The sequence below is a fragment of the Streptomyces sp. NPDC046716 genome, from assembly GCF_040645755.1.
Classification (GTDB): Bacteria; Actinomycetota; Actinomycetes; order Streptomycetales; family Streptomycetaceae; genus Streptomyces.
On record NZ_JBEYYU010000064.1, the window covers coordinates 1 to 24,221 of the forward strand.

At 72.2% G+C, this 24,221-nt stretch carries 26 protein-coding genes; 8 read left to right on the forward strand and 18 right to left on the reverse strand.

Annotation, left to right across the window (positions count from 1 at the left end; genetic code table 11):
* Nucleotides 1-229: 229 nt before the first annotated feature.
* Nucleotides 230-1,135: a Gfo/Idh/MocA family oxidoreductase gene (locus tag ABZ930_RS33895; protein WP_361556680.1), complete on the reverse strand. Its 906-nt coding sequence runs from the start codon at nt 1,133-1,135 to the stop codon at nt 230-232.
* Nucleotides 1,136-1,287: 152 nt separating this feature from the next.
* On the opposite strand from ABZ930_RS33895, the gene ABZ930_RS33900 reads away from it, so the two are divergent.
* Entirely contained in the window at nt 1,288-1,755 is a 468-nt protein-coding gene (locus ABZ930_RS33900) for a hypothetical protein (RefSeq protein WP_361556683.1), read from the forward strand.
* 26 nt (nt 1,756-1,781) lie between these two features.
* Here the strand turns inward: ABZ930_RS33900 and ABZ930_RS33905 are convergent, their stop codons facing one another.
* The 8 genes from ABZ930_RS33905 to ABZ930_RS33940 all read right to left on the reverse strand — a co-directional run bounded on the left by ABZ930_RS33905 (nt 1,782) and on the right by ABZ930_RS33940 (nt 8,505).
* Nucleotides 1,782-2,333, reverse strand: coding sequence for a hypothetical protein (locus ABZ930_RS33905; protein WP_361556686.1), 552 nt, complete (start codon nt 2,331-2,333; stop codon nt 1,782-1,784).
* A 90-nt stretch (nt 2,334-2,423) separates the two neighbouring features.
* Nucleotides 2,424-3,107, reverse strand: coding sequence for a uracil-DNA glycosylase (locus ABZ930_RS33910; RefSeq protein WP_361556689.1), 684 nt, complete (start codon nt 3,105-3,107; stop codon nt 2,424-2,426).
* Between the two features lie 119 nt (nt 3,108-3,226).
* Nucleotides 3,227-4,750 carry an ABC transporter substrate-binding protein gene (locus tag ABZ930_RS33915; protein WP_361556792.1) on the reverse strand — a complete coding sequence of 508 codons (1,524 nt, stop codon included), beginning with the start codon at nt 4,748-4,750 and terminating at the stop codon, nt 3,227-3,229.
* A gap of 187 nt (nt 4,751-4,937) precedes the next feature.
* Entirely contained in the window at nt 4,938-5,693 is a 756-nt protein-coding gene (locus ABZ930_RS33920; RefSeq protein WP_353941207.1) for an SDR family oxidoreductase, read from the reverse strand.
* Nucleotides 5,694-5,710: 17 nt separating this feature from the next.
* Nucleotides 5,711-6,472, reverse strand: coding sequence for a 3-oxoacyl-ACP reductase FabG (gene fabG, locus ABZ930_RS33925; protein ID WP_111663656.1), 762 nt, complete (start codon nt 6,470-6,472; stop codon nt 5,711-5,713).
* A 135-nt stretch (nt 6,473-6,607) separates the two neighbouring features.
* The gene (locus tag ABZ930_RS33930) at nt 6,608-7,000 is read right to left on the reverse strand and encodes a DUF3037 domain-containing protein (protein ID WP_361556693.1); all 393 of its coding nucleotides are present in this window, start codon (nt 6,998-7,000) and stop codon (nt 6,608-6,610) included.
* Nucleotides 6,997-7,812 carry a HipA family kinase gene (locus ABZ930_RS33935; RefSeq protein WP_361556696.1) on the reverse strand — a complete coding sequence of 272 codons (816 nt, stop codon included), beginning with the start codon at nt 7,810-7,812 and terminating at the stop codon, nt 6,997-6,999. Before ABZ930_RS33935 ends, ABZ930_RS33930 begins: the two co-directional genes overlap by 4 nt.
* Before the next feature lie 90 nt (nt 7,813-7,902).
* On the reverse strand, nt 7,903-8,505 hold the full coding sequence (locus tag ABZ930_RS33940) for a DJ-1/PfpI family protein (protein WP_361556699.1): 603 nt from the start codon (nt 8,503-8,505) through the stop codon (nt 7,903-7,905).
* Nucleotides 8,506-8,753: 248 nt separating this feature from the next.
* Between ABZ930_RS33940 and ABZ930_RS33945 the strand changes: the two genes are divergently transcribed.
* Nucleotides 8,754-10,181: an SMI1/KNR4 family protein gene (locus ABZ930_RS33945; protein ID WP_361556702.1), complete on the forward strand. Its 1,428-nt coding sequence runs from the start codon at nt 8,754-8,756 to the stop codon at nt 10,179-10,181.
* 54 nt (nt 10,182-10,235) lie between these two features.
* Here ABZ930_RS33945 and ABZ930_RS33950 read toward each other — a convergent pair whose 3' ends face one another.
* Entirely contained in the window at nt 10,236-10,814 is a 579-nt protein-coding gene (locus ABZ930_RS33950) for a DUF6245 family protein (protein ID WP_361556705.1), read from the reverse strand.
* A 121-nt stretch (nt 10,815-10,935) separates the two neighbouring features.
* Complete coding sequence (locus ABZ930_RS33955) at nt 10,936-13,485, reverse strand: discoidin domain-containing protein (RefSeq protein ID WP_361556708.1); 2,550 nt, start codon at nt 13,483-13,485, stop codon at nt 10,936-10,938.
* Between the two features lie 661 nt (nt 13,486-14,146).
* On the opposite strand from ABZ930_RS33955, the gene ABZ930_RS33960 reads away from it, so the two are divergent.
* Complete coding sequence (locus ABZ930_RS33960; protein ID WP_361556711.1) at nt 14,147-14,617, forward strand: Rieske (2Fe-2S) protein; 471 nt, start codon at nt 14,147-14,149, stop codon at nt 14,615-14,617.
* A 24-nt stretch (nt 14,618-14,641) separates the two neighbouring features.
* Here the strand turns inward: ABZ930_RS33960 and ABZ930_RS33965 are convergent, their stop codons facing one another.
* A complete protein-coding gene (locus ABZ930_RS33965; RefSeq protein WP_361556714.1) occupies nt 14,642-15,274 on the reverse strand; it encodes a cysteine hydrolase in 633 nt (210 codons plus the stop codon).
* Nucleotides 15,275-15,398: 124 nt separating this feature from the next.
* Between ABZ930_RS33965 and ABZ930_RS33970 the strand changes: the two genes are divergently transcribed.
* Nucleotides 15,399-15,866 carry a pyridoxamine 5'-phosphate oxidase family protein gene (locus tag ABZ930_RS33970; protein ID WP_361556717.1) on the forward strand — a complete coding sequence of 156 codons (468 nt, stop codon included), beginning with the start codon at nt 15,399-15,401 and terminating at the stop codon, nt 15,864-15,866.
* 10 nt (nt 15,867-15,876) lie between these two features.
* On the opposite strand, the gene ABZ930_RS33975 is transcribed toward ABZ930_RS33970, so the two are convergent.
* Both ABZ930_RS33975 and ABZ930_RS33980 read right to left on the reverse strand, forming a co-directional pair.
* On the reverse strand, nt 15,877-16,794 hold the full coding sequence (locus ABZ930_RS33975) for a LysR substrate-binding domain-containing protein (protein WP_361556720.1): 918 nt from the start codon (nt 16,792-16,794) through the stop codon (nt 15,877-15,879).
* Nucleotides 16,795-16,996: 202 nt separating this feature from the next.
* A complete protein-coding gene (locus ABZ930_RS33980) occupies nt 16,997-18,328 on the reverse strand; it encodes an aminotransferase class I/II-fold pyridoxal phosphate-dependent enzyme (RefSeq protein ID WP_361556723.1) in 1,332 nt (443 codons plus the stop codon).
* Between the two features lie 37 nt (nt 18,329-18,365).
* Between ABZ930_RS33980 and ABZ930_RS33985 the strand changes: the two genes are divergently transcribed.
* Together ABZ930_RS33985 and ABZ930_RS33990 are read left to right on the forward strand one after the other, a co-directional pair.
* Complete coding sequence (locus ABZ930_RS33985) at nt 18,366-19,055, forward strand: pyridoxamine 5'-phosphate oxidase family protein (protein ID WP_361556726.1); 690 nt, start codon at nt 18,366-18,368, stop codon at nt 19,053-19,055.
* Nucleotides 19,055-19,699, forward strand: coding sequence for an FMN-binding negative transcriptional regulator (locus ABZ930_RS33990; protein WP_361556729.1), 645 nt, complete (start codon nt 19,055-19,057; stop codon nt 19,697-19,699). Before ABZ930_RS33985 ends, ABZ930_RS33990 begins: the two co-directional genes overlap by 1 nt.
* An 8-nt stretch (nt 19,700-19,707) precedes the next feature.
* Here ABZ930_RS33990 and ABZ930_RS33995 read toward each other — a convergent pair whose 3' ends face one another.
* From ABZ930_RS33995 to ABZ930_RS34005, 3 genes are all read right to left on the reverse strand, one after another.
* Nucleotides 19,708-20,595 (reverse strand): EamA family transporter, encoded by an 888-nt coding sequence (locus tag ABZ930_RS33995; protein WP_361556795.1) that lies wholly within the window; start codon nt 20,593-20,595, stop codon nt 19,708-19,710.
* A 328-nt stretch (nt 20,596-20,923) separates the two neighbouring features.
* Entirely contained in the window at nt 20,924-21,946 is a 1,023-nt protein-coding gene (locus ABZ930_RS34000) for an EamA family transporter (RefSeq protein ID WP_361556732.1), read from the reverse strand.
* A gap of 97 nt (nt 21,947-22,043) precedes the next feature.
* Complete coding sequence (locus ABZ930_RS34005; RefSeq protein ID WP_361556735.1) at nt 22,044-22,556, reverse strand: Clp protease N-terminal domain-containing protein; 513 nt, start codon at nt 22,554-22,556, stop codon at nt 22,044-22,046.
* A 199-nt stretch (nt 22,557-22,755) separates the two neighbouring features.
* Between ABZ930_RS34005 and ABZ930_RS34010 the strand changes: the two genes are divergently transcribed.
* Together ABZ930_RS34010 and ABZ930_RS34015 are read left to right on the forward strand one after the other, a co-directional pair.
* A complete protein-coding gene (locus tag ABZ930_RS34010; RefSeq protein ID WP_361556738.1) occupies nt 22,756-22,944 on the forward strand; it encodes a hypothetical protein in 189 nt (62 codons plus the stop codon).
* A 109-nt stretch (nt 22,945-23,053) separates the two neighbouring features.
* The gene (locus tag ABZ930_RS34015) at nt 23,054-23,482 is read left to right on the forward strand and encodes an SRPBCC family protein (protein ID WP_361556741.1); all 429 of its coding nucleotides are present in this window, start codon (nt 23,054-23,056) and stop codon (nt 23,480-23,482) included.
* A 119-nt stretch (nt 23,483-23,601) separates the two neighbouring features.
* On the opposite strand, the gene ABZ930_RS34020 is transcribed toward ABZ930_RS34015, so the two are convergent.
* Complete coding sequence (locus ABZ930_RS34020) at nt 23,602-24,213, reverse strand: PadR family transcriptional regulator (RefSeq protein ID WP_361556744.1); 612 nt, start codon at nt 24,211-24,213, stop codon at nt 23,602-23,604.
* Between the last annotated feature and the right edge of the window lie 8 nt (nt 24,214-24,221).

A 24,221-nucleotide genomic window follows, 5' to 3' on the forward strand; every position in this document is an offset into this window, starting at 1 on the left:
CGCCACCGACGCGGACGAGCGCTTGTTGTTCTCGGGGTGGTAGGCGACCCCGCGCCCCTGAAGGCATGCGCTGCGCGCAGCCTTCCCCTGGATGCCGCAGGCATCTCAGGGGCGCGGGGAACTGCGCGAGAAGCGGCCACCGGCCCGCGGCCGACCCACAACCCATGAGGGGCGCGGGGAACTGCGCGACCAGCCCCCACCGGCCCGCAGCCGGAAGCGCACCCCACCCTCAAACCCCGCCGAGCCCAACCCCCCGCACCACCTGCTCGCACAGCTCATGCGTGACCAGCGCATCCCGCCCGCTCACGACCTTCCCGGCCCGCACGGCGTCCAGGAACGCCAACGCCACCTGCTCGATCCCCCGCTGCCGCGCGACCGGCACCCAGTCCCCGCGCCGCCGCACCGACGGCTGCCCCTTGTGATCCACGACCTCGGCGAGATTGAGCACCTGCCGCTTGGTGTCCTGCCCGGAGACCTCGAGGATCTCCTCCGCTGAGCCGCTGAGCCGGTTCATCACCCCGAGCGCGGTGAACCCGTCCCCCGCGAGCTGCAGCACGACGTGGTGCAGCAGCCCGTCCTCGACCCGGGCGCGGACGGTGACGTCGTCGATCGTGCCGGGCACCAGGAAGCGCAGGGTGTCCACGACGTGGATGAAGTCGTCCAGGATCATCGTGCGCGGCTCCTCGGGGAGCCCGACCCGGTTCTTCTGCATCAGGATCAGCTCGCGCGGATGCTCCACGCACTGCGCGTACCCGGGCGCGTAACGCCGGTTGAAGCCGACGGCGAGACTGACCCCGCGCTCCTCGGCGAGTTCCACGAGACGTGCCGACTCGGCGAGTTCGTAGGCGAGGGGCTTGTCGACGTAGGTCGGCACGCCCGCTTCGAGCAGCCGCGTCACGATCTCGGGGTGCACGGCCGTCGGCGCGTGCACGAACGCGGCGTCGAGTCCCCGCGCCAGCAGCGCGTCCAGGTCGGCGTGGCGCTGGGCCGCCGGGATCCGGTACTGCTCGGCGACGCGGGTGAGGGTCGTGGCGGTGCGGGTCTGCAGATGCAGTTCGATGCCGGGTTGTGCGGCGAGCACGGGCAGATAGGCCTTCTGAGCGATGTCGCCGAGTCCGATGCAGCCGACCTTCACGTCCCGTACTCCTCTGTCTCGCCCCGTTGCCTGCGTCCGGGCAGCATACGGCGGGCGCGGCGCGGTCCACCCGGCCCGCCCCATCACCCGTGTGGGGCAACCTCGCCGCATCCTGTTCCCCCACCGGGCCACGGTCCGCCAGAGTGGCGCGGGTGCTCAGAACCACCAGCTCAGCCACGCTTCTGCTGACGGCGGCGGCCGCGGCCGTCACCGCTGCCACCGCCTCCGGATGTGTGAGCGTCAGCGCGCCGCCCGCTCCGGCCGCGGCCGCCCCGTCCGCCACGGCGCCCGCGCCGCGCCCGGAGGGTCACACCGCCGGCCGGCCGCTCGTCCAGGGCCCCGCACGCGAGGCCCTGCAGCGGACCGAACCGTCCCCCCACCGCTCCCCCGCCACCCGGCGGCCCGCGGAGCCGCCCCGCGCCCCCGTGCGCCATACCGTGCCGTCACCGCGCACGGCGCCGGACGCCGCGGCTCCCGCCCACACCACGGCGCCGCGCACCGCGATTCCCGCCGTCCCGGTGCCCCCGGGGACCGACGTCTGCGCCCTGGGCCGCCGGTACGGCGGCTGGGACCCGGACAGCCCTCAGGCGGTCGCCTGCAAGGACACCTACGGCGGTTGACCGCCCGCCCCGCTCGGAACAGCCCGTCAGGACCCGCTCCGCGGCGGCCCGAGCGGCTCGCCGCCGGGTCGGCCGTGTCCCCCGCCCTCGCCGGCGTCCCCGTCCTCCCCCGGCAGCCCCGCAAGCTCCCCCTCCAGCCGGGTCAGCGCGGCCCGCACCCCGACCGCGTGCCCGTCGTCCGCGGCTCCCCCGAGCGCGGCGGCCGCGGCCCGCGCCCGGGTCAGCTGTCCGCGGGCCGCGCCGGGGCGGCCCAGCTTCACGTAGTCGCCCGCCAGCCTCAGGTACAGCGACGGGTACAGGGCCCGCAGCGCCGCCGACGGCGGCTCGACGCAGGAGTCGGCGGCCGTCAACGCCCGCAGGTCCCATGCCAGTTCGTCCGTCGGGTCGGTCTGGGTTCGGGCCAGGTAGTGCGCGAGGGTGCAGCGGTGCAGTGGGTCGCCATGCTCGCCCAGCTCCGCCCACAGGCCGAGGAGACGGTCCCTCGCCTCCTCGCGGTCTCCGGCGTGGTGCAGCATGACCAGCTGCCCGATCCGGGTGGGCAGCGCGTCGTCCGCCGCCTGCTCGCGCTGCTCTGCCAAGGGTGCCTCCCAGCTCGGAAACCGGCTCGCCCACCGGTCACGGCTTCCGACGCTAACCGCCGCCGACGGCGATCCAGGGCAGGCGCGGCCTCAGCCGAGGTCCGGGATGCGCCAGTCGATCGGCTCGTGGCCCTGGGCCGCCACCGCCTCGTTGATCTGCGTGAAGGGCTGGGAGCCGAAGAACTTCTTCGCGGACAGCGGCGAGGGGTGCGCGCCCTTCACGACGATGTGCCGGTCGGTGTCGATGAGCGGGAGCTTCTTCTGCGCGTAGTTGCCCCACAGCACGAAGACCGCCGGGTCGGGCCGGTCGGCGACGGAGCGGATCACGGCGTCCGTGAACTTCTCCCAGCCCTTGCCCTTGTGCGAGTTGGCCTCGCCGGAGCGGACCGTGAGCACCGCGTTCAACAGCAGCACGCCCTGCTCGGCCCAGGGCATCAGATAGCCGTTGTCCGGGATCGGGGTGCCCAGCTCGGCCTGCATCTCCTTGTAGATGTTGCGCAGCGAGGGCGGCGTCTTCACCCCGGGGCGCACCGAGAAGCACAGGCCGTGCCCCTGGCCCTCGCCGTGGTACGGGTCCTGGCCGAGGACGAGGACCTTGACCTTGTCGTACGGCGTGGCGTCGAGCGCGGCGAAGACCTGGTCACGCGGCGGGTAGACGGGACCCTTGGCGCGCTCCTCCTCGACGAACTCGGTGAGCTCCTTGAAGTAGGGCTTCTGGAGTTCCTCGCCGAGGACGCCGCGCCAGGACTCGGGCAGCATCGCGGTGTCGGTCACGTCAACAACCTCCGGGGTACGAGCACTTGCACGGCCGCGCGCGCCGTCATGACACGCGCGGCCGCATCGACACCCAAGAACCTACCGGCGGCCACTGACAATCCGGGACGCTCCCCGGCTCACCAGCTCGTCTTGCGCTCCAGCTCCCACATCAACATGATCGTCGACGGGTCGAGGGCCCGCTCGCCGCCGGCGATCTCCTCGCTCGCGGCGATGTACTGCTTGCCCTGCCACAGCGGCAGCAGCTGGGCGTCCTCGGCCATGATCTGCTGGGCCCGCGCGAACTGCCGGACCACCGCGCCGCGGTCGCTCTCCCGGCGGGACTGCGGCAGCAGCTCGTCGGTGATCTCCGGCGAGATGTACGGCGTGCTCACCGCGTTCTCCTCGCCGACGAAGGGCGCGATGAAGTTGTCCGCGTCGGGGAAGTCGGGGAACCAGCCGCGTCCGAAGACCGGGTACTCGCCCTTGCGGTATCCGGCTTCGAAGGTGTTCCAGGGCCGGCTCTCCAGCTTCACCTCGAACAGCTTGGAGTCCTCCAGCTGCCGCTTCAGCTCCTCGAACTCGGGCTCGGTCGCGGAGCCGTACCGGTCCGTGGTGTACCAGAGGGTGAGCGGGACGGGCGCGTGGATGCCCGCCTTGGAGAGGATCCGGGCGGCCTTGGCGGCGCTCGGCGTGCCGTAGTCGTCGAAGAAGTCCGTGGTGTGCCCGACGAGGCCCGCCGGGACCATGGAGTACAGCGGGGTGACGGTGTCCCGGTAGACCGAGTGCGCGATGGCGCCGCGGTCGACGATCTGAGCGACCGCCTGGCGCACGGCCTTCTTGCCCGCCCACGGGTCCTTGGGGTTGAAGACGAGGTAGCTGGTCTCCATGCCGGCGCCCTCGACGAGCTGGAGCTCCTTCTCGTTCTTCTTGTCCTGGAGCTTCACCGCGTCGGAGGCGGCGAGACCGCGGAAGGTGGCGTCGATCTTCTTCGCCCGCAGGGCGGCGACCATGTCGGACGACGACGTGAAGTAGCGGATCGTCACGGCGCCGTTCTTGCGGTCGGCGAACCCCTTGTACGAGTCGTTCTTGACCAGCTCGGCCTTGTCGCCGGGGCTGTAGGACTTGAGCGTGTACGGGCCGGAGCCGGACACCTCCCGGTCCTTGCGCACGGACTTGGCCGGGTAGTCGTCGGGGTCGACGATCGACATGGCCGGGGTCGCGAGCACGTAGGGGAACGTGGCGTCGGCCTTCTTCAGGTGAAACGTCACATCACGATCGCCGCTGGTCGTGACGCGGTCGAGGCTGCCGAGCAGCCCCTCGGGGCCGCCCTTGAGCCCGATCGTCCGGATCCGGTCGATGGAGTACTTCACGGCGGCGGCGTCGAGGGCGTCCCCGTCGGAGAACGTCATGTCCTCCCGCAGCCGGCAGTGGTAGGTGCGGTTCCCGGTGCCCTTGAAGGAGCACTCGGCCGCGTCCGCCTTCGGCTGGGAGGCTCCGGACGGGAAGGCGACGAGCGTCTGGTAGACGTTCCGGAACAGCTCCCACGAGCCGTCCCAGGACGCGGCGGGATCCAGTGTGCTCGGGGCACTGGTGGTGCCCACCACGATCGGATCCTCGTCCTCGGAGTCGCTCGCGTTCACCACCCCGCATCCGGCCACCAGGGGTATGAACGTAGTCGCCGCCAACACGCGGGGGGCAAGCAACCGTCTGAACACGCGCACGCTCCTCGTTCGGCCATGCCATGGGATCGGCAGACCATATCGCAGTGCCCCGCCGGATCAACTACCTGATTCGGCGGGGCACTTGAGCTGCGGGAAGTTTGTCTGGTGTCGCCCGCAATCTGACGCGTCAGGCGACGCCCGCGTTGAGGAAGATCCCGCCGTCGACGACGAGTGTCTGCCCCGTGATCCAGTCCGACTGGGCCGAGGTGAGGAACGCGGCGGCGCCGCCGATGTCCTCCGGCACGCCGAGCCGGCCCAGCGGGTAGGCGGCCGCCGCCTCGGCCTCCCGGCCCTCGTACAGGGCCTGGGCGAACTTGGTCTTCACGACCGCCGGGGCGATCGAGTTGACCCGCACCTTCGGCGCGAACTCGTGCGCCAGCTGGAGCGTGAGGTTGACCATGGCGGCCTTGCTCATGCCGTACGCGCCGATGAACGGCGAGGCCGAGACCCCGGCCACGGAGGCGATGTTGACGATCGCGCCGCCGTTCTCGCTCTGCCACGCCTTCCAGGTCTGCTGGGCGAAGCCGAGCGCCGAGACGACGTTCGTCTCGAAGACCTTCCTGGCCACATTCAGGTCGAGTTCGGCGATCGGGCCGAACACGGGGTTCGTACCGGCGTTGTTGACGAGGAAGTCGACGCGGCCGAACGCCTCCATGGTGCGCTCGACGGCGGCGGCCTGGTGGGCCTCGTCGTGCGCCTTGCCCGCCACGTAGATGGCGCGGTCGGAACCGAGCTTCTCCACGGCCTCCTTGAGCGCGTCCTCACCGCGGCCGGTGATGCACACGCGGTCGCCGCGCGCGACGAGCGCCTCGGCGATGCCGTAGCCGATGCCCCGGCTCGCGCCGGTGACGAGGGCGACCTTGCCCGAGAGTTCAGCAGTCATGTCCGTTGTCCCCAGCCTTAGTTGAGCGGTCCGCCGGCCACGTACATGACCTGGCCGGAGACGAAGCCGGCCGCCTCGCCCGTGAAGAAGGCGATGGCGTTGGCGATGTCCTCGGGACGGCCCACGCGCTGCACCGGGATCTGGGTGGCGGCGGCCGCCTGGAACTCCTCGAAGCCCATGCCGACGCGCTCGGCGGTGGCCGCGGTCATGTCGGTGACGATGAAGCCCGGGGCGACGGAGTTGGCGGTGACGCCGAACTTGCCGAGTTCCTTGGCGAGGGTCTTGGTGAAGCCCTGGAGGCCGGCCTTGGCGGCGGAGTAGTTGACCTGGCCGCGGTTGCCGAGCGCCGAGGACGACGACAGGTTGACGATGCGGCCGAACTTGGCGTCCACCATGTGCTTCTGGACGGCCTTCGACATCAGGAACGCGCCGCGCAGGTGCACGTTCATGACGGTGTCCCAGTCCAGGGCGCTCATCTTGAACAGCAGGTTGTCGCGGAGCACGCCCGCGTTGTTGACCAGAATGGTCGGGGCGCCGAGCTCCTCGGCGATGCGCGCGACGGCGGCCTCGACCTGCGCCTCGTCGGACACGTCGCAGCCCACGGCGAGGGCCTTGCCACCGGCGGCGGTGATCTTCTCGACGGTGTCCTTGCAGGCGGCCTCGTCGAGGTCGATCACGGCGACGGCGCGGCCCTCTTCGGCCAGACGGATCGCGGTGGCGGCGCCGATGCCGCGCGCGGCTCCGGTGACGATCGCTACGCGCTGCTCAGTGGTGGACATGCTCTTCGGTCTCCTCGCCCTAGAGGTCGGCTGCTCGGCTTCGACATCGCTGAGCAACCGCTTAGTACCCTGTGCGTGTGACGCTAGAAGTCCTGACACCCGGTGTCAACGTACCCACCGGGTGCCCCTGATCACTCAGCGCACCAGAAGGGTGAGCAGCCGCTGTGCCTCGGCGGCCGGATCGCTGGTCAGCCCGGTGTGCACCGGCCCCGGCTGCACCACGGTCGAGCGCGGTGCGACGAGCCAGCGGTAGCGCCGCCCGGCGTCGTCGGCGGCCGCCTGCCCGGCCGCGGCTCCCCCGGCGCAGTGCCGCTCGACGGCGCCGAGCAGGGCCCGCACGCCCGCCACGTCCGCCTCGGGGTCGAGGGCGAGCAGCCGCGCTTCGTCGAGATGGGTGAGCGCGGTGACGTAGGACCGGGCGCGGCAGTAGACGACGACCCCGGCGTTGATCTGCTCGCCGCGTTCGACGCGGGGCACCACGCGCAGCAGGGCGTACTCGAAGACGTCGCGGGTCTCGTGCTGGCTCACCGGCCGGCTCCTTCGTGCGTGATCCAGCCGGTGGTCCGCGGCCCGGATCCGGCGGCAGGCCGCGGCAGGTCGATCCGTTCGTGAATGCCCGGGGCGCGCTCGAGCAGGGTCTCCACGTACGCGCGGCGCACGGCGTCCGGTCCGTCGAACCCGGGCTCGTCGGTCAGCCACACGTCGGGCACGTCGGCCGCGGCCTCCGCGAGCAGCTCCTCGGTGACGCGCGGCGCGAGGTCGGCGGCGGCCGCGGCGAGGTCGGGCCCGAAGGGGGCGAGGGCGTGGTCGGTGGCGTCGTACCGCTTGCCGGCCCAGGCCGGGGCGCCGCGCCAGTTGTGGTGCCAGATCATGGAGGCGCCGTGGTCGATGAGCCACAACTCGCCTTCCCAGACGAGCATGTTGGGGTTGCGCCAGGAGCGGTCGACGTTGTTGATGAGCGCGTCGAACCAGACGATCCGGCCCGCCTGGACCGGGTCGACGGCGTACGCGAGCGGGTCGAAGCCGAGCGCGCGCGGCAGGAACCGCATCCCGAGGTTGCTGCCGCCGCTGCCCTTGAGCAGCCCCTGCACCTCCGGGTCGGGCTCACCGAGGCCGATCACCGGATCGAGGTCGAGCGTGACCAGTCCGGGCACCCGGAAGCCGAGCCGGCGCGCGAGCTGCCCGCAGATCACCTCCGCGACGAGCGTCTTGCGGCCCTGTCCCGCGCCGGTGAACTTCATGACGTACGTGTCCTGGTCGTCCCCCTCGACGAGCCCGGGCAGCGAGCCGCCCTCGCGGAGGGGGGTGATGTAGCGGGTCGCGGTGACCTCTTTCAGCATGTCCCCAGGTCACCCATCTCTTCAGCCCTGCAATCCACGGTCCGGCATGAAGTGAGCATAGTAACCGAGGGTGATCATCGACGCGGCGGCTCACACCGGTGGCTGCGGGTCGTACTGGATGCCGCGCCGTACCTGCCGCGCGCGTTCTGGGGACGACAGCCGGGCGACGAGGTGGAGGGCCATGTCGATGCCGGCCGAGACTCCGGCGGAGGTGACCGTGTCGCCGTCGTCGACGAAACGGTCGTCGGCCCGCACGTCGATGGTCGGGTCGAGTTCCTTCAACCGTTCCAGTGCGCCCCAGTGGGTGGTCGCCGGACGTCCGGCGAGCAGGCCGGCCGCGGCGAAGACCAGTGAGCCGGTGCACACGCTCGTCATGAGCGGGACCGACCGGCGCTGGTGCCGCACCCACTCCAGGTGCCGACCGTCGTCGAGCTGCGGCCGGGTTCCCCGGCCGCCGGGATGCAGCAGGACGTCCAGCGCGGGCATGTCGTCCATCGAGTGGTGCGCTCCGACCGACAGCCCCTTCGTGCAGGTGACGGGCTTGCCGTCGGCGGAGAAGCAGAATGCCGCCCACTTGTCCTCGGGGAAGACCCGCGTCCAGTAGGACAGCACCTCCCAGGGACCGACCGCGTCCAGCTCCTCGACGTCGGGGAAGAGCAGAATGCCGATCTGCCGCACGTTTTCGTTGCTCATGGGGCGATCCAAGCACGTTGTCAGTGGCGGCCCCTAGGGCCTGTCTTCACACTCCCCTCGTCGCCCGAAGGGCGGCCCCGCGGCGTCTGGTGCGTGCTCTCAGGGGGTCCCCCCGGCCGAAGGCTGGGGGAGTGCCGGGCGCACGGCCTCGTACTGGACGTACTCGGCCTTGTGCCCGGTGCGGCGAGAGCACGTGCCAGGCGTCGCGGGGCAGAGGGGAGTGTGAAGACAGGCCCTAGGGTCGCCTCATGGCTGATCAGAGACTCACGTCCGCGGGGCTGCACGACTTCGCCACCTGGGCCCCCGTGCTGCGGCTCCTGCGGGACCACGGCACCGGTCGGCGGTCCGATGCCCTCGCGCGCGCGGCGGGGCGCATAGGACGGGACGGCTGGAGCCTGCCGCTGGAGCGGCCGCGGCCCAGGCCCGGGGTCGCCGCACAAGTCAGCGACCACCAGCAGGAGTTCGACGCGGTGGAGCGTGTGCGGGGCGCGCTGGCGGCGGCCGGGGTGGAGGGCGTTTCCTTCTCCGCGGAGTTCGCGCCGGCCGGGCAGGCGACGCTCCGCGTGATGGGGCCGAGCCCCGCCGTCGAATCCGGGATCGGCACGGCGCAGCCGGGGGCGCTGATCCTCGTCGACGGCGCGGTGCCCGAGCCCTGGCGCCGGCTCCCCGACCCGGCGCCCGGGGCGGTGCCCGGCCCGACGGCGGACCCGGCGCTGCTGGCCCGCACGGTGCGCGAGCGGGTGCCCGACGCCGTCGGCGCGAGCGGCGCGGAGATCGCCGCCACGGAGGCGCGGCTCGGCGTCGCCCTGCCCGAGGAGCTGAAGGCTCTCTACCAAGTCGCCCACCCGACGTGGGAGGAGGGCTCCGAGACCGGTCTCCAGGCCGCGGAGCGGATCGACGAAGCGATCGGGTGCGACCTCTTCCCGCTGGCCTCCTGCTATGTCGCCGACGCCGCGTCACGTCCCTCTCCCTGGGACCACGGCGCCATGGAGGCGGTCGTCACCGGGCCCGGCGCCCGCGTGCAGGGCCTGGTCGGCTCGCCGGGCTGGATCGTGTTCGGGGACAACGGCGGGGGCGACCGGCTCGCGGTCGACCTGACGCCGGGTCCCCACGGGCACATCGGGCAGATCATCCTGATCGGCCACGAGGGCTGCGTCGGCGCGGAGTTGATCGCGGAGTCCCTCACCGACCTGGTGCTGGACCGCTCGCCGCGCGCACCGCGGGGTGCGCGCGGCGAACAGCCACCGGCCGTGGCGCACGTCAACATCCGTGGCGTGGCGAGCGTCGAGGCCGCCGCCCACCCCGGCCTCGAGGTGCTGTCGATCGGGGTCTGGGACGACGCGCCGGTCAGCCTCGCCCCGGTCGTCGGACTGCCCCGGCTGCGCACGCTGTGCGCCTACCCGGGCACGCTCGCCGACCCGCTGGAGATCGCCCGGCTCGGCGGCCTGGAGTTCCTGCGGCTCGGTCCGCGGGAGTGGCGGGTGCTGCTCGACGCCGGGGCGGTTCCGCGCGGCCTGTCGGCCGCCTCCATCACGGACCACGGGCAGCAGGCCCTGCTGCCGACCGTCGACCTGGCCAACGAGATCCTGGCGCTGTGGGACCGCCCGCAGATCGTCCGCACGACACTCAAGGGCGACCTCGGCCCCGCCGCGCCGTCCACCGGCCCGGATTCCTGACGCCGCCGCCGAGCCGCGCGTCGGCTCGGCCGGACGCCCCATCGCCGCCGACGGTCACGCGGCCGGTGCGCCGCCGGGAGCCGTCTGCGGCCCGGCGGCCGACAGCGTGTCCAACGCCTCCACCGCGGCGACCAGATCCGCGCGCGCACTCGCGAGATCGGCGGGGACGTCCGCGGCACGCGGATCGTCGGGGCCGGTCACGGACATGCAGGACAACAGGTTCAGCAGGGCGTTGGCGGCGTGCGCCCCGGCCGTGCCGAGCGGATCGCGCTCCTCCTCGTGCACGTTCTTCAGGACGTTCCAGACGTGCCCCGTCTGCCAGTGCAGCAGGCCCATCACGCCGGTCCAGTCGGCGCCCGGCGTCTTGAACACCTGCTCGCGGGCCAGCGCCATCTCCTGGGGGCCCGCACCCGCCGCGAGCATGTTCCCCTCGGTCACCATCCCCGTACCGATGGAGGCGCCGTACAGGGCGTTGGCGAGGACGGCGGCGAGGACGTGCTCGCCGCCCACGGCCCGCGCCTGCTCCGCCAACTCCTCGGGCGTCGGCGACTGGGCGGAGACGCCGAGGGCGTGGATCGCGGCGGCTATGCGCGAGGGGTCGGGCGCGGGGTGGGGCTGATCGTGAGCTGGCATGACGAGGACCGTAGCGGGTCGGCGGGAGCGGGCACGAACGGGCTCTCGCGGAACGGCGTCCGCGCGGGACACCCCGGTCCGGGATGCCCCGCGCGGACGCGTCAGTGCGCCTGCCTCACGATCACGGGAACGACGTGATCTTGGACGGGACGGTACTGGTGCCCGAGGTCGGGGCGCCGGTGTTGTTCACGACATGGGCGTACTGGCCCTTGCCGCCGAGGGAGATGACCTGGATGTCGTGCAGCTTGATGCCCGACTTCACCGGGACCTGGAAGCCGTGCTGCTGCACGATGCTCGGATCCGAGGTGAAGTTGCAGTAGCTGCCCAGGCCCCACGCCTCATGCGTGTTGACGCTGTCGGCGACCTTGTAGGCCGCGTATCCAACGATGCCGTCGTGGGTGATGGAGGCGGCGTTGGGAGCGTCGTACGCCTTCTCGTTCTGGAAGAAGATCGTGCGGCCGCGCTCGCCGTTCCAGAGCACGTCGTACTTGTTGAAGTGCTCCACGAACAGGCCGGTGGTGAGGACGTCGTCGCCGTTCACGACGAGTCCGTAGTCGGCGCGGTTGGTCTCCCAGCCGACGCCTTCACCGTGGTCCGCACGCCAGATCCAGGTGTGGTCCACGATCACGTCGTCGCTGTTGACGACCACGGAGTTGGTGGCGAGGCCGGGGCCCGCGCCGCCGATCCGGACGAACACGTCCTGCATGGAGGTCGGGTTCGCGGCGTGGTCGGCGCTCGCGCCGGCCCCGCCGATCTGCAGCAGCGTGTCGGACTTCTTGGAACCCGCGTCGATGAGGAAGCCGGCCAGCTTCACACCGTCGACGTCGGCGACGTGCATGGCGTCGATGCCGTTGTCGGGGACGATCGTGGCGAGGCCCAGACCGAGGACCACGGTGTTGGCGCGGTTGACGTTGATGGTCTGGTCGAGGTGGTAGACGCCCGGGGTGAAGAGCAGGTTCAGGCCCTGGGAGAGCGCCTGGTTGATGGTGGCCGCGGTCGCGCCGGGCTTGACGACGTAGAACTGGCTCAGCGGGAGCGAGGTCCCCGCGTTGGCCGGCCAGGACACGCCGCGCGCGTTGGTGCGCTTGGCCGGGACGAAGACCTTGTAGTCGTTGCCGTCCAGGTACAGGAACGGCTTCTCGCGGGAGACCGGGGTGGTGTCGAGCGTCGTGTACGGGCCGGTGTCGAAGTCGGTCGCCGGGGCGCCCTGGACACCGCTGAACGTCATGTTCCAGACGCCGTTGGTCCAGCCGCCGACCGAGCTGTCGCGGGTGTACCACTGCTGCTGCGAGTACGGGCCGACGGTGCCGTCGATCTTGGAGTCGGCGATGTAACCGCCGGAGGCCCAGCCGTAGCCGTTCGGCGCGAGGTTGAGGCCGCCGGTGACGTGGATGCGGCGGAACGGCGCGGCCTGGGCGACGGCCCAGCGGTCGGTGCCGTTCACCGGGTTGAGGGAGAGGTTCTCGGCGGAGCGCCAGAAGTTCTGCGTGGCGTTGCCGTTGAACCAGCCCGCGTCGACGGTGACGTCACCGTTGATCCGCACGTCGTCGGGGTTGAGGCCGAGACCGGAGATCGAGGTGTAGAAGCCGAGTTGGGCGTTGATGTTGTTGTACGTGCCCGGCTTGAGCAGGAACTGGTAGCGCTGCGAGCCGAACTGGTTCGACTCCTGCTGGGCGAAGACCTGGTCGAACTTGCCCTGGAGGTTCGCCGTGCTGGGGTCGACGACGATGACGTTCGGGCCGAGGTCGCCGCCGCCCTCGACGGGCGGGGTGGTGGAGCCGGAGCCGGTGTGCACCGCGACCTCCCACAGCGAGTAGCCGTAGCCGGTGGCGCGGGTGGTGCCGTAGATCCGGAGATAGCGGCCGGTGCCGCTGACGTCGTACGAGGTGGTGCCGCCGGTGGCGCCGGTGACGTCCTTCAGGGTCGTCCAGCTCTGGCCGTCGGCGGAGGCCTGGATCTTGAAGGCCTTGGCGTACGCGGCCTCCCAGTTGAGGTCCACCTTGCAGATGCTCTGCGACGAGCCGAGGTCGACCTGGACCCACTGCGGGTCGGCGGCGGCGCTGGACCAGCGGGTGGCGGTGTCGCCGTCGAACGCGGCGGAGGCCGGGGTGCCGCCGTTCTCCGTGGTGGACGCGGTCGCCGGGTGGCCCTTGGCGGCGTTCGCGGTCGAGCAGCCGTCGGCCGGCGGGGTGGTCCCGGAGCCGCCGAAGACCTGGAACTCCCAGAGCGAGTAGCCGTATTGCGTGGCCCGGGTGACGCCGGTCATCCGGACGTACCGGCCGGAGCCGGAGACGTCGAGGGTGTCGGTGCCGCCGTCGGAGCCGGTGACCGACTTCAGGTCGGACCAGGTGCTTCCGTTGTCGGAGACCTGGATCTTGTAGTCCTTCGCGTAGGCGGCCTCCCAGTTGAGGACGACCTTGCTGAGCGTCGCCGACGCCCCGAGGTCGACCTGGAGCCACTGGTTGTCGGTCGCCGCGGACGACCAGCGGGTGCCGGTGTCACCGTCGACGGCGTACGCCGCGGGCGTCCCGCCGTTCTCGGTGGAGGAGGCCGTGACGGTCTTGCCCTGGGAGAGCGGTGTGTCGGCGGCCGCCGCCGAGGAGGCCTGGGCGGGGATGGTCAGCAGCGCCGCCGCCGTGGCGAGCGCGATCCCCAAGGATCTGTGTCTCATGCGTGTCACTCCGTGCGGGGGTGAGGGTGAAACGGCCGAAGCAGCCTTCACCAAGTGAGCGCACGTCTGGATGGACGGGCGCAGTGGAGCGCACTCCTACCGTGTCCGGAAGAGTTCAACGGCCAGAGAAAACCACTTAGTTCGCGGTTTGATTTAAGGGTCGAGGCAAGAGTTCGGCAAGACCTCGGCAGCGTCTTCTTTTCACAACTCGAACGGACCGATCATCGAACCAGCGGCGAAATGAGCCCGCACGAGCCGCCCACCTGCTCCGACAGCACATCCGCGGGGCAGCCCTCGCCCACGCGCCGTCAGAGAATGGACGCAAGTGCCGCGCGCCGCTGTGGGGTGGTCAGGCCCGCGAGTCCTACGACGCCGTGGTCACCGCGACCGCCCTGCACGCCCTGCACACGGACCGGCAGGCCCGGGCGCGGGAGGACGGAGCCGTGGACCGGGCCGGCTGGTGGCACGACGCGGCAACGGATCCGCGGCTGTCCGAGGTGTGCTTCCCCCGATGGGATGACATAACGGGTCCCGGTGACGTCGGTGAGCCCGGGGCCGGGTTATGAGATCAGCGAGGCGTTGAACACTCCGGGACGACCACACGTACCGGAGTGGGAACCCCCCACGGACCCGGCCCGCTCGATCGAAAGGAACCGACGGCATGACCGTTTCGCAGGAGTCCGCCCCCACCGATCCCTCCGTCCCCACCGGCCCCACCGCCCTCGGCCCGTGCCGCCGAAGCGTCGTCGCGGCGGTCGGCGCGGTCGGGATCGCCGCGGCGCTCACCGCGTGCGGTTCCGACGACGGCGGGTCGCAGCCCGCGGGCAACGCCTCGGCGGCCGGCGGTGACGCGCTCGCCAAGACCTCGGACATCCCGGAGGGCGGCGGCAAGATCTTCGCCGATCAGGGGGTCGTGGTGACCCAGCCCAAGAAGGGCGAGTTCAAGGCGTTCACCGCCACCTGTACGCACCAGGGCTGCAAGGTGACGAAGGTCGAGGGCGGCACCATCGACTGCCCGTGCCACGGCAGCAAGTTCTCCATCGAGGACGGCAGCGTCAAGAACCCGCCGGCCACCCAGCCGCTGCCCGCGAAGCAGATCAAGGTCAGCGGCGACTCGATCAGCCTCGCCTGACGGAGGCGTCCGCGGCCGCGGGCGTCAGCGGCGCTTCCACGCGGCGAGCACGTCCTGCGTCGTCGTCACGGTGGCGACCAGGGCGAGCGTGTGGCGGATCATCGCCGGGGTGTAGTCGGAGGGCACCCCGGCGATGGCGTCCCCGGGGACGACGACGTCGTAGCCGAGGTTCACGGCGTCGAAGACGGCGTTCGGGACGGCCACGTTGGCGGAGACCCCGGTGACGACGAGGGTGCGGCAGCCGAGATTGCGCAGCAGCGGGTCGACGTCCGTGCCCGCGATCGGGGAGAGCCCGTGCAGCCGCCGGACGACGAGGTCCTCGTCGGCGACCTCGATGGGCGGGGCGATCCGCACGGCCTTGCTGCCGGTGAGCTGTTGCACGGGCAGGCGTTCGGCGGCGCGGAAGAGGCGGCCGTTGCGGTTCGCGCCGCGGCCGTCGGGGCGGCGCTCCGCGACCGCGTGCAGGACCTGCGCGCCGCTCTCGTGCGCGGCGGCCACGAGCCGCGCGACCCGGACGAGGGCCCCGGACTTCCGTGCCTCGTCCGCCAGTTCGGGCAGGGCGCTGTCGGTGCCGACCACACCCTGCTGGCACTCCACGGTGAGCAGTACCGTGTGGGCCGGGGCGAGCAGTTCGACCAGTTTCTCGTGCGTCGGCATGATTCTCCCTGCCCGTCGTCGGTCCCATGGGGGCTGCTGGAGAGTAGCCACCATTGCGCCCGGAGGGAAGAGCACCCATGCTGTTTTCCTGACGCACCGTCAGCACATGTTCGGAGGAGCAGCCATGACCGTCGCCCAGCGCAGGGGCCGCAGAATCATGATGAGTCCCGACGAGCGGGACGCCTTCCTCGCGGAGCAGCGCACCTGCCGCGTGGCCACGGTGTCGGCCGACGGCACCCCGCACGTCAGCCCGCTGTGGTTCCTGTGGGACGGGACCTCATTGTGGCTGTACTCCCTTGCCCGCAGCCGCCGTTGGGCCGATCTGCGGGCCGACGGACGGGTGGCCGTGGTCGTCGACGCGGGCGAGGACTACGGCGAACTGCGCGGTGTCGAACTCTCCGGCCGCGTCGAGTTCGTCGGCGAGTCCCCGCGCACGGGCGAGCCGTGCCCCGAACTCGAGGCCCCGGAGCTGCGGTTCGCCGAGAAGAACTTCGGCCTGCCCACCATGGTGTACGACGGGCGGCACGCCTGGGCCCGGCTGACCCCGGACAAGATCGCCTCATGGGACTTCCGGAAACTGGCCGAGCTGTAGACCGGCCCCCTCACCCCTCGGCGAGCCGGCCGAGTTCCGCACCGGCTTTCCGCAGCGCGTCGGCGGCCGCCCTGATGGACGGCCGCCGGTCGGCGTCCGCCCGCCACACCACGTACACATGACGCCGCACCCGCTGCCGCACCGGCACGGTCACCACACCCTCCGGTACCGGGTCGCGCCCGAGCAGCGGCGCGACGCACACGCCCAACCCCGCTGCCACCAGACCGAGTTGCGTATGGGTCTCGGCGGCCCGGTGGACGATCTGGGGCTCGATGCCCTTGGCCCGCAGGGTGAACATCAGCCACTCATGACAGAACTCGCCCTCGCCCCAGGTGATCCACTCGTCGTCCGCGAAGTCCTCCAGGCCCACCTCGGCGGAACCGGCGAGAGGGTGGCCGACATGCAGGGCGACATCGGCGGGGTCGTCCATGACGCTCGCCTTCACCAGGCCGTCGGGCAGCGGCATCGGCTTGTTGTACCAGTCGAGGGCGACGGCCAGATCGAGGTCACCGCGCAGCACTCCCGCGACTCCCGCCTCGGGCTCCAACTCCATCGACCGCACCCGTAGTTGGGGGTGCTCGGCGCGCAGCGCGGCCAACGCCCGCGGGAACAGCCCGCGCGCGGCGGTCGGGAACGCCGAGACCCGCAGCTCGCCCACGACCCGCCCGCGCTGCGCCTCCAGGTCCGACTGGGCCAGCTCGACCTGGGAGAGGATGCGCGCCGCGTGCTCGGCGAGCAGCCGCCCCGCGTCCGTGAGCCGCACCCCGCGCCCGTGCTTGGCGAGCAGCCGCTGCCCCGCCTCGCGCTCCAGCTTGGCCATCTGCTGCGAGACGGCGGACGTCGTGACGTGCAGCGCGTCGGCGGCACCACTGACGGATCCGTACCGAGCGAGCGCATCGAGGACCCGCAGCCGCTCCAGGTTCAACATAAACCGATGCTAAGCAATATCCCCGCCCCCGCCCCGCCGCCTTGGGCAATCTGCCGCCAAGGGCGGCAGGGTGGGCAAGGCGGCCCCCCAGCGCGGGGCGAGCGCCCATCAAGCCCGAACCCGAGCCCGCCCTCCCGGCGCAGAACAACCACCCAGCCGGCCCGACCCCCCGCGCCCCAACCCCGCCACCACAAAACCCCGCTCACACATACCCCCACCCACCCCCAGGCCGAACAGCCGCAGCCACCACCTCCGCAACCCCGGCAACCTCATCGACCCCCACCCGCGACACAGTGATCCGCACCCCGGGCGCGGCCCCGATCCGGAACCGCGCGCCCGGCGCCACCGCCCACCCGCCGTGCAACAACCGCGCCACCGCCCCGGTCTCGTCCGGCACCGGCACCCACACGTTCATCCCGCTGCGCCCGTACGCGACGACCCCCCGCTCCGCGAGCCCCGCGATCAACGCATCCCGCCGCTCCCCGTACGAGGCGGCGACGGCCCGCGCGTCGACGGCCCCGCTCGCCCACAGCCCGGCCACCGCGCGCTGGGTGATCCGGCTGACCCAGCCGGGCCCGAGCCGCTGCCGCCCACGCACCCGGTCGACGGTCCCGCCGTCCCCGGTGAGGACGGCGAGCCGCAGGTCGGGCCCGTACGCCTTGGCCACCGAGCGCACGAACGCCCAGCGCCGGGTCACCCCGGCGAGCGGCCGCAGCGGCAGATCGACGATGCCGTGCCCGTGGTCGTCCTCGACGAGCAGCACGTCCTCGTACCCGGCGAGGACCGCACGCAACTCCGCCGCGCGTCCCGCGCTCACGGCGGCCCCGGTCGGGTTCTGCGCCCGGCAGGTCACGACGACGGCCCGGGCCCCCTCCCGCAGCGCCCGCTCCACGTCGTCCGGCAGCGGCCCGTCGTCGTCCACGCCGACCGGCACGACCCGCAGCCCCAGCGCGGGCACGAGATCGAGCATGCTGCCCCACCCCGGATCCTCGACGGCGACGGCGTCCCCGGCCTTCAGATGGACGGCGAGGACCCGCTCGATGGCGTCGAGCGAACCGGAGGTGACGGCGACGGGCCCGTCGGGCACCCCGTCCGCGTCGAACGCCGCGCGGGCCAGCCGCACCAGTTCGGGCTCCAGCGCATCACTTCCGTACAGCACGGGTTCCGCGTCACCGGCCGCGGCCGCCGCGGCGAACACGTCCGCCAGCTTCGGCAGCAGCGCGACGTCCGGATTCCCGTCGGAGACGTCCCGCACGCCCGCCGGCACCTCCACCCGGATGCGCTCGCGGGCGGTGATGGCGGGCTTCGGCCGCACCCGGCTGCCGCGCCGCCCGGCCGTCTCGATGACCCCGCGCTCGCGCAGGGTCCGGTACGCCGCCGCGACCGTATTGGGGTTCACCCCGAGCCGCTCGGCCAACTCCCGCATCGGCGGCAGCAGTTGTCCCGGTTCCAGACCGCCGTCGGCCACCGCCTGCTCGACGCTCGCGGAAATCTCTGCTGCGCGCCGACCTCTGATCGGATACTCTCCTAGCACAAACAGCAGTTTGCACTAGTGCAATGGAGTTCGCAACATGAGCGTGGCCGCCGAGCAGCAGTCGCCGTCCCAGCCCGACGCCTACACCCCCACGGACCGCACCGTTCCCACCCGGTCCAAGGAACGCGCCTCCTACGACCGCGCCTTCGTGCACGCGATACTCGACGAGGCGTACGTGTGCCATCTCGGCTTCGTGCGCGACGGCGCCCCGGTGGTACTGCCCACCCTCTACGGCCGGATCGGCGACCGTCTCTACGTCCACGGCTCGACCGGTTCGCGGCCGCTGCGCATGGCGGGACAGCAGGACCCGGGGCTCGCGGTCTGCCTGACGGTGACGCACGTCGACGGCCTGGTGCTGGCCCGCTCGGCGTTCCACCACTCCATCAACTACCGCTCGGTGGTGATCCACGGCACGGCGCACCAGGTCACGGACGCGGACGAGAAGCGGCGCGCGCTCGACGCCCTCGTCGACCACGTCGTCCCGGGCCGGGCCGCCGACTCCCGTCCGGCCAACGCCAAGGAGCTCGCCGCGACCGCCGTGCTCAGCCTCGACCTGGCGGAGGTCTCGGCGAAGGTGCGCAGCGGCGGCCCGAACGACGAGCCGGAGGACATGGACCTGCCGCACTGGTCGGGCGTGGTCCCGCTCCAGAAGGGGTACGGCGCCCTGGTCCCCTCGTCCGATCTCGCCGCCTCCGTCGACGTCCCGGACTACCTCCGGGAGCTGTGATGCTGATCCACCCCTGGGACGCGGCGCGCAGCGACACCGAGTGGCAGCAGTGGCTCGCCGCCCACGACTTCGGACAGCTCGCGGTCAACGGACCGGCGGGCGAGCCCCCGTTCGTCCAGCCGATGCACTTCGCGTACGAGGCCGGGGGCGGCGAGCACGGTGAGGTGCTCGCCCACCTGGCCCGCCCGAACCCGATGTGGCCCGCTCTGGACGCCCGTCCCGAGGTCCTGCTGAGCGTCGTCGACGACTACGCGTTCGTCCGGGGCCCCTGGCAGGCGCTGCCCGGCGCACCGCCCGAGCACGGTACGCCGACCAGCGTCTACACGGCCGTACAACTCCGCTGCACCGCGCACATCGTGGACGACCCGGAGGAGAAGGCCGCGCTGCTCAACCGCCAGATGGGCCGCTTCCAGCCGCCGGGCATGTCGGCCACGGCGGCAGTCGGCGAGGAACCGTACGGGCGGCTGCTCTCCGGCATCCGGGGCCTGCGGCTCGAAGTCACCGACGTACGCGCCAAGTTCAAGTACGCGGGCCACAAGCCCGATGAGGTCCAGGACCGGATCGGACGCGGGCTCGCCGAGCGCGGCGAACCCCGTGACGCCGCCGCGCTCGCGGCCCAGCGGCGGCGGCGCCAGGAGGCCTAGCCCTCTGCTCAGCGGGCCGATCGGGCCTCCGCGACGGCGAGACCGGCCACCGCGACCAGCATCAGCGCCGTGCCCGTCACGGTGGCCGGGGTCAGCTCCTCGCCCAGCAGCGTCACGGCGATGACCGCCGCGCCCACGGGTTCGAGCAGCATGATCACGGACACGGTGGCGGAGCGCACGACGGCGGCGCCCGCGAAGTACAGACCGTAGGCCAGCGCGGTGGGCACGGACGTCACGTACGCCAGCAGAGCGATCACGGCCCAGAGCTGGGTGGTGTGCGGGACGAATCCGTCGGCCGCGCCGAACGGCAGCAGCACGACGGTGGCGACGGCGAAGGTCCCCACCGTCGTCCCGAGCCCGTCCGCGGACCGTCCGTCCCGGCCGAACCACCGGGTGAGCAGCGTCATCACGGCGTACCCGGCCGCCGACACCAGCGCCCACAGCACACCCGCGGGCCGTACGGTCGCGTCCCCGCCGCCCAGCACGAGCACGGCGAGCCCGCCGAGCGCACCGGTGACGGCGAGCAGCCCGCCCCCGCCGATCCGCTCCCCCATCGTGACCCTCGCGCCCACCGCGATCAGGACGGGCCCGGCGCCGAGCGTGACGACGGTGCCGACCGCGAGCCCGGTCGCCTCCACGGCGGCGAAGTAGGCGGTCTGGAAGACGGCGAGCGAGAGCCCGAGCACACCGAGCCGGACGGCCGACGCGCTCCTTGGTTCCCGCACCGACGCGCGCGGCACGGGGCCGCGCAGCACCCGCGCCACGAGCAGCAGCAGAAACCCTCCGGCGCACCGCCAGAACGACAGGGCGCCGGCCCCCAGGTCGCTCACCCGGAACATCAGCGAGGCGGCCGCACCCGCGGTGCCCCAGGCGATACCGGCGACGATCAGATACATCAGGCCGCGGGCGACCGGCAGTCGGCCGGACGCGGGCAGCGCGGAAACAGCGGGCACGGCAGAGCCGGCCGGAACAGCGTTCGACACGTGGTTCTCCACGAAGGCGGGCCCCGGGAACGTCACGGGGCCGAGGGACACGGACCGTCGTCGGCGAGCAGCCGTGCCCCCGGGAACCACCTGGGAAGAACACCCGCCACCCGCACCGGGACCCGACGGAGCGCCCCGACGGCGATCACGCGCGTACGCGCACCCTCAGGGGACGAAAACCGGCGGGCCCTAGCGGGCCGGCGGCGAGAGAACGAGCCAGTGGCTGTGCATGATCAGCACCCTAGACAGGGGTCTTCGACGAGGACAACACGGTTTCCGGCTCGACGGCCGCGGGCGGCGCGGCCGTCTTCGACGACTGCGCGATGAACGCCCCGACCAGCACCACGGCACCGCCGAACAGCTGCGGCGCCGACAGATGCTCCCCGAGCATGATCCACGCGAGTACGGTCGCGATGACCGCCTCCAGACAGGCCACCACCCCGGCCACCTGCGGAGAAAGGCGGCGCACGGAGACCACCCCGGTGACGTAGGCGACGACGGTGGCGAGCAGCACGATCCAGCACAGCAGCAGCCAGGCGGGCACGGCGGTGCCGTTCATGTCGGCGCTGCCCGCGAGGACCGACCAGTCCATGCCCCAGGGCCGGGCGATGACGGTGAGCAGCGCGGCGCCGACGAGCAGTCCGTACGCGATCACGCCGAGCGGGTCGGGGACGGCCCGCCCGTGCTCGTCGGCGTCGCTGCCCTGGTCGGACAGGACGAAGTAGCCGACCTGGCAGCAGGCGGCGCCGAGCGCGAGCAGCAGCCCGAGCACGTCGAAGCTCAGCCCCGCCCACACCTCGACGACACAGGCGAGGCCGCCGACGGCGAGGACCACGCCCAGCGCGGCGGCCCTGGTCACCGGTTTGCGCTGCACGAACCGGACCCAGCCGAGCACCAGCGCGGGCGCCAGGTACTCGATGAGCAGGGCGACGCCGACGGGGATGCGGGAGAGCGCGGCGAAGTAGCAGGCCTGGACACCGGCGACGGCGAGCAGTCCGAACCCGGCGAGCAGCAGCGGCCGTTCGCGGACCAGCGAGCGGTGCCGCCACGCGATGGGCAGCATGACGAGCGCGGCTCCGGCGACCCGCAGCCACACCACGTGCAGCGAGTCGAGCCCCGCCTCGATCAGCGGCTTGGCCGCGACTCCCGAACCGCCGAAGGCGAGCGCGGAGACCAGGGCGAGCCCGAGCCCGAACCCCCGCCCGGCCGTCGCCCGGCTCTCCTGTGCCCCTGCGGACCCCTGAGATCCCTGTGACCCGTGCATCGGCACATCATGACAGGGCCGGTCATGACCGTCATCCCCGATGACCCCTGTCTCACGGCCCGGACATCCGCACCGGTCGATTCCCGCCCGTACCCCGCTAATTCAGCCGCCGACGCAGTCCGTCGACGTCCACTCCGGCCCGGCCGAGCACCTCCACGGCCCGTGATTCCGCGTCCGTCGCGAGCGCGGCCAGCACGTCGACACCGCGCGCCCGCTCGTCCCCGCGCTCCACGGCCCGCCGGGTGCCCGCCTCCATCGCGGCGGCCGCGACGGGCGACCAGCCGGGGGCGCCGCCGCGCACCACGGGCACGGCCCCGGAGTCCTCCACGGTCCCCTGCCACTGGAGCCCGTAGCCGATGCTGCGCTGCACGAGATAGCCGAGCAGCCGGGCCACCTGGCCGCCGTCGGCGAAGGCGGCGCGCACGTCGGGGTCGGTCTCCAGGAGGGAGTGCAGCAGGTGGGCGGAGTCCACCTGCCGGTCCCCGTCCCGCACCGCACGCCGCCGGGCCCCCGCGACGACCAGGGCCAGCTCGTCGCTGAGCGGGGCGTCGTCGGGATCGGTCGGAAGGTGGCCGCACGCGTCGGCGCCGGACGGGAGAGAGCTTTGCACGTACCCCACCCCATCAGCCCCGATGCACCGGAGCATCCCCGGAGGGGAGCATCTTCGCGTCCGACGCAAGGTGGGCACGGGCGAGCGACGTCTCCTCCTTGCGGATGACATCCCGGAGCTCCACCCGGAGGGGCGCGAGTTCTCCCGCACTGCGCCCCGAACGCAACCGCAACCCCCGCGCCGCTCGTCCGTCACAGTCATGGAGAGCACGTGCTGGCTCGTGGCCCTGCCCGCGACAGACGGCAGGCTCTACGTGTACCGGGTGTACGCCCCGGACGACGCGCTGCCCGCCGACCTGTTCTGGGACGCCTGGCACTGCCACGACGAGGGCCCGCACCCGCGCGCGTACGACCTGTTCGACGCGGCGGAGATCCAGCTGCTGAGCTGAGTGCACGGACCCCGCATTTCTGACGGTTCATCAGTATTGAATGTTCGAGGCCGTCCGGCTACGTTCCGCGACGACGCACCATGGCTCACTACTCGTAAGGGGTGGCCGCATGGCCGAAGTCAGCACGGAAGCACGCATCGAGGCACCGGCCGAGAAGGTCTGGGCCAAGCTCACCGACTTCTCCGTGTACGGAGAGTGGAACGCCACCCACACGAGCTTCCCGAAGGGCCCCCCGGCCTCACTGGAGGTGGGCGGCCAGTTCGAGGAGAACATGAAGCTGATGGGCTTCCCGGCCGAGGTCACCTGGACCGTCGAGGACCTGGCGGACGCCCGCACGCTGGCGATCAGGGGCAAGGGTCCGATGGGTGTGAACGTCGGCACCCGGTACACCCTGACCGCGGACGGCGACGCGACGACGGTCCGCGTCGACGGCGAGTTCACGGGCGCGGCCGTCTCCCTGATGGCGGGCAAACTGAAGGACTCGGCGACGGCGGCGCTCAACGAGTCGCTGCGCAAGCTGGCCGGCCTGGTGACCTGAGGCCACCCGCTCCCCCGTACCCATGAGGGCCTACGCACACGAAGAGGCGCCCCGCACATCTCGTACGGGACGCCTCTTCACCTGTCTGCCCCCGGCCTCGGCCCGGGCCCGCACGGGGCTCAGTCCTCGTTGGCAAGGATCAGGTACAGCTTCTTGCGCGCTTCGTTGATGACGCCGATGGCCTGCTCGCGCTGGCCCTTGCTGCCGGTCTTCCAGACCTGCCCGAACGCCTCCATCAGACCGAAGCTGGCCTGCCGGATCTCGTTCATGGCCTCCCAGTCGACGCCGCGGCCGGCCTCCTCCCAGGGGGCCTCGGGGCCCTCCTCGGCGGCGGCGGTGCCCGCGTCGGTCAGCGAGAACAGCTTCTTGCCGCCCTCACTGGCGCTGGTGATCAGGCCCTCGTCCTCCAGCAGCTGGAGCGTCGGGTAGACCGAGCCGGGGCTCGGCTTCCACGCGCCGCCGCTGCGCTCGGCGATCTCCTGGATCATCTCGTAGCCGTGCATCGAGCGGTCCTTGAGCAGCGCCAGGATCGAGGCGCGCACATCGCCGCGCCGGGCCCTGCCGCGCGGGCCGCCGCCGCGACCGCCGCGACCGCCCCAGGGGCCGCCGGGGCCGGGGCCGAAGCCGGGCCCGAAGGGTCCGAACGCCCGCCGCTCCTCGAATCCGGGCCGGCCTTCATGGCGGCCGGGTCCGTAGTGTCCATGTCCGTGGTCGTGTCCGTGGGTACGCATGGGAATCA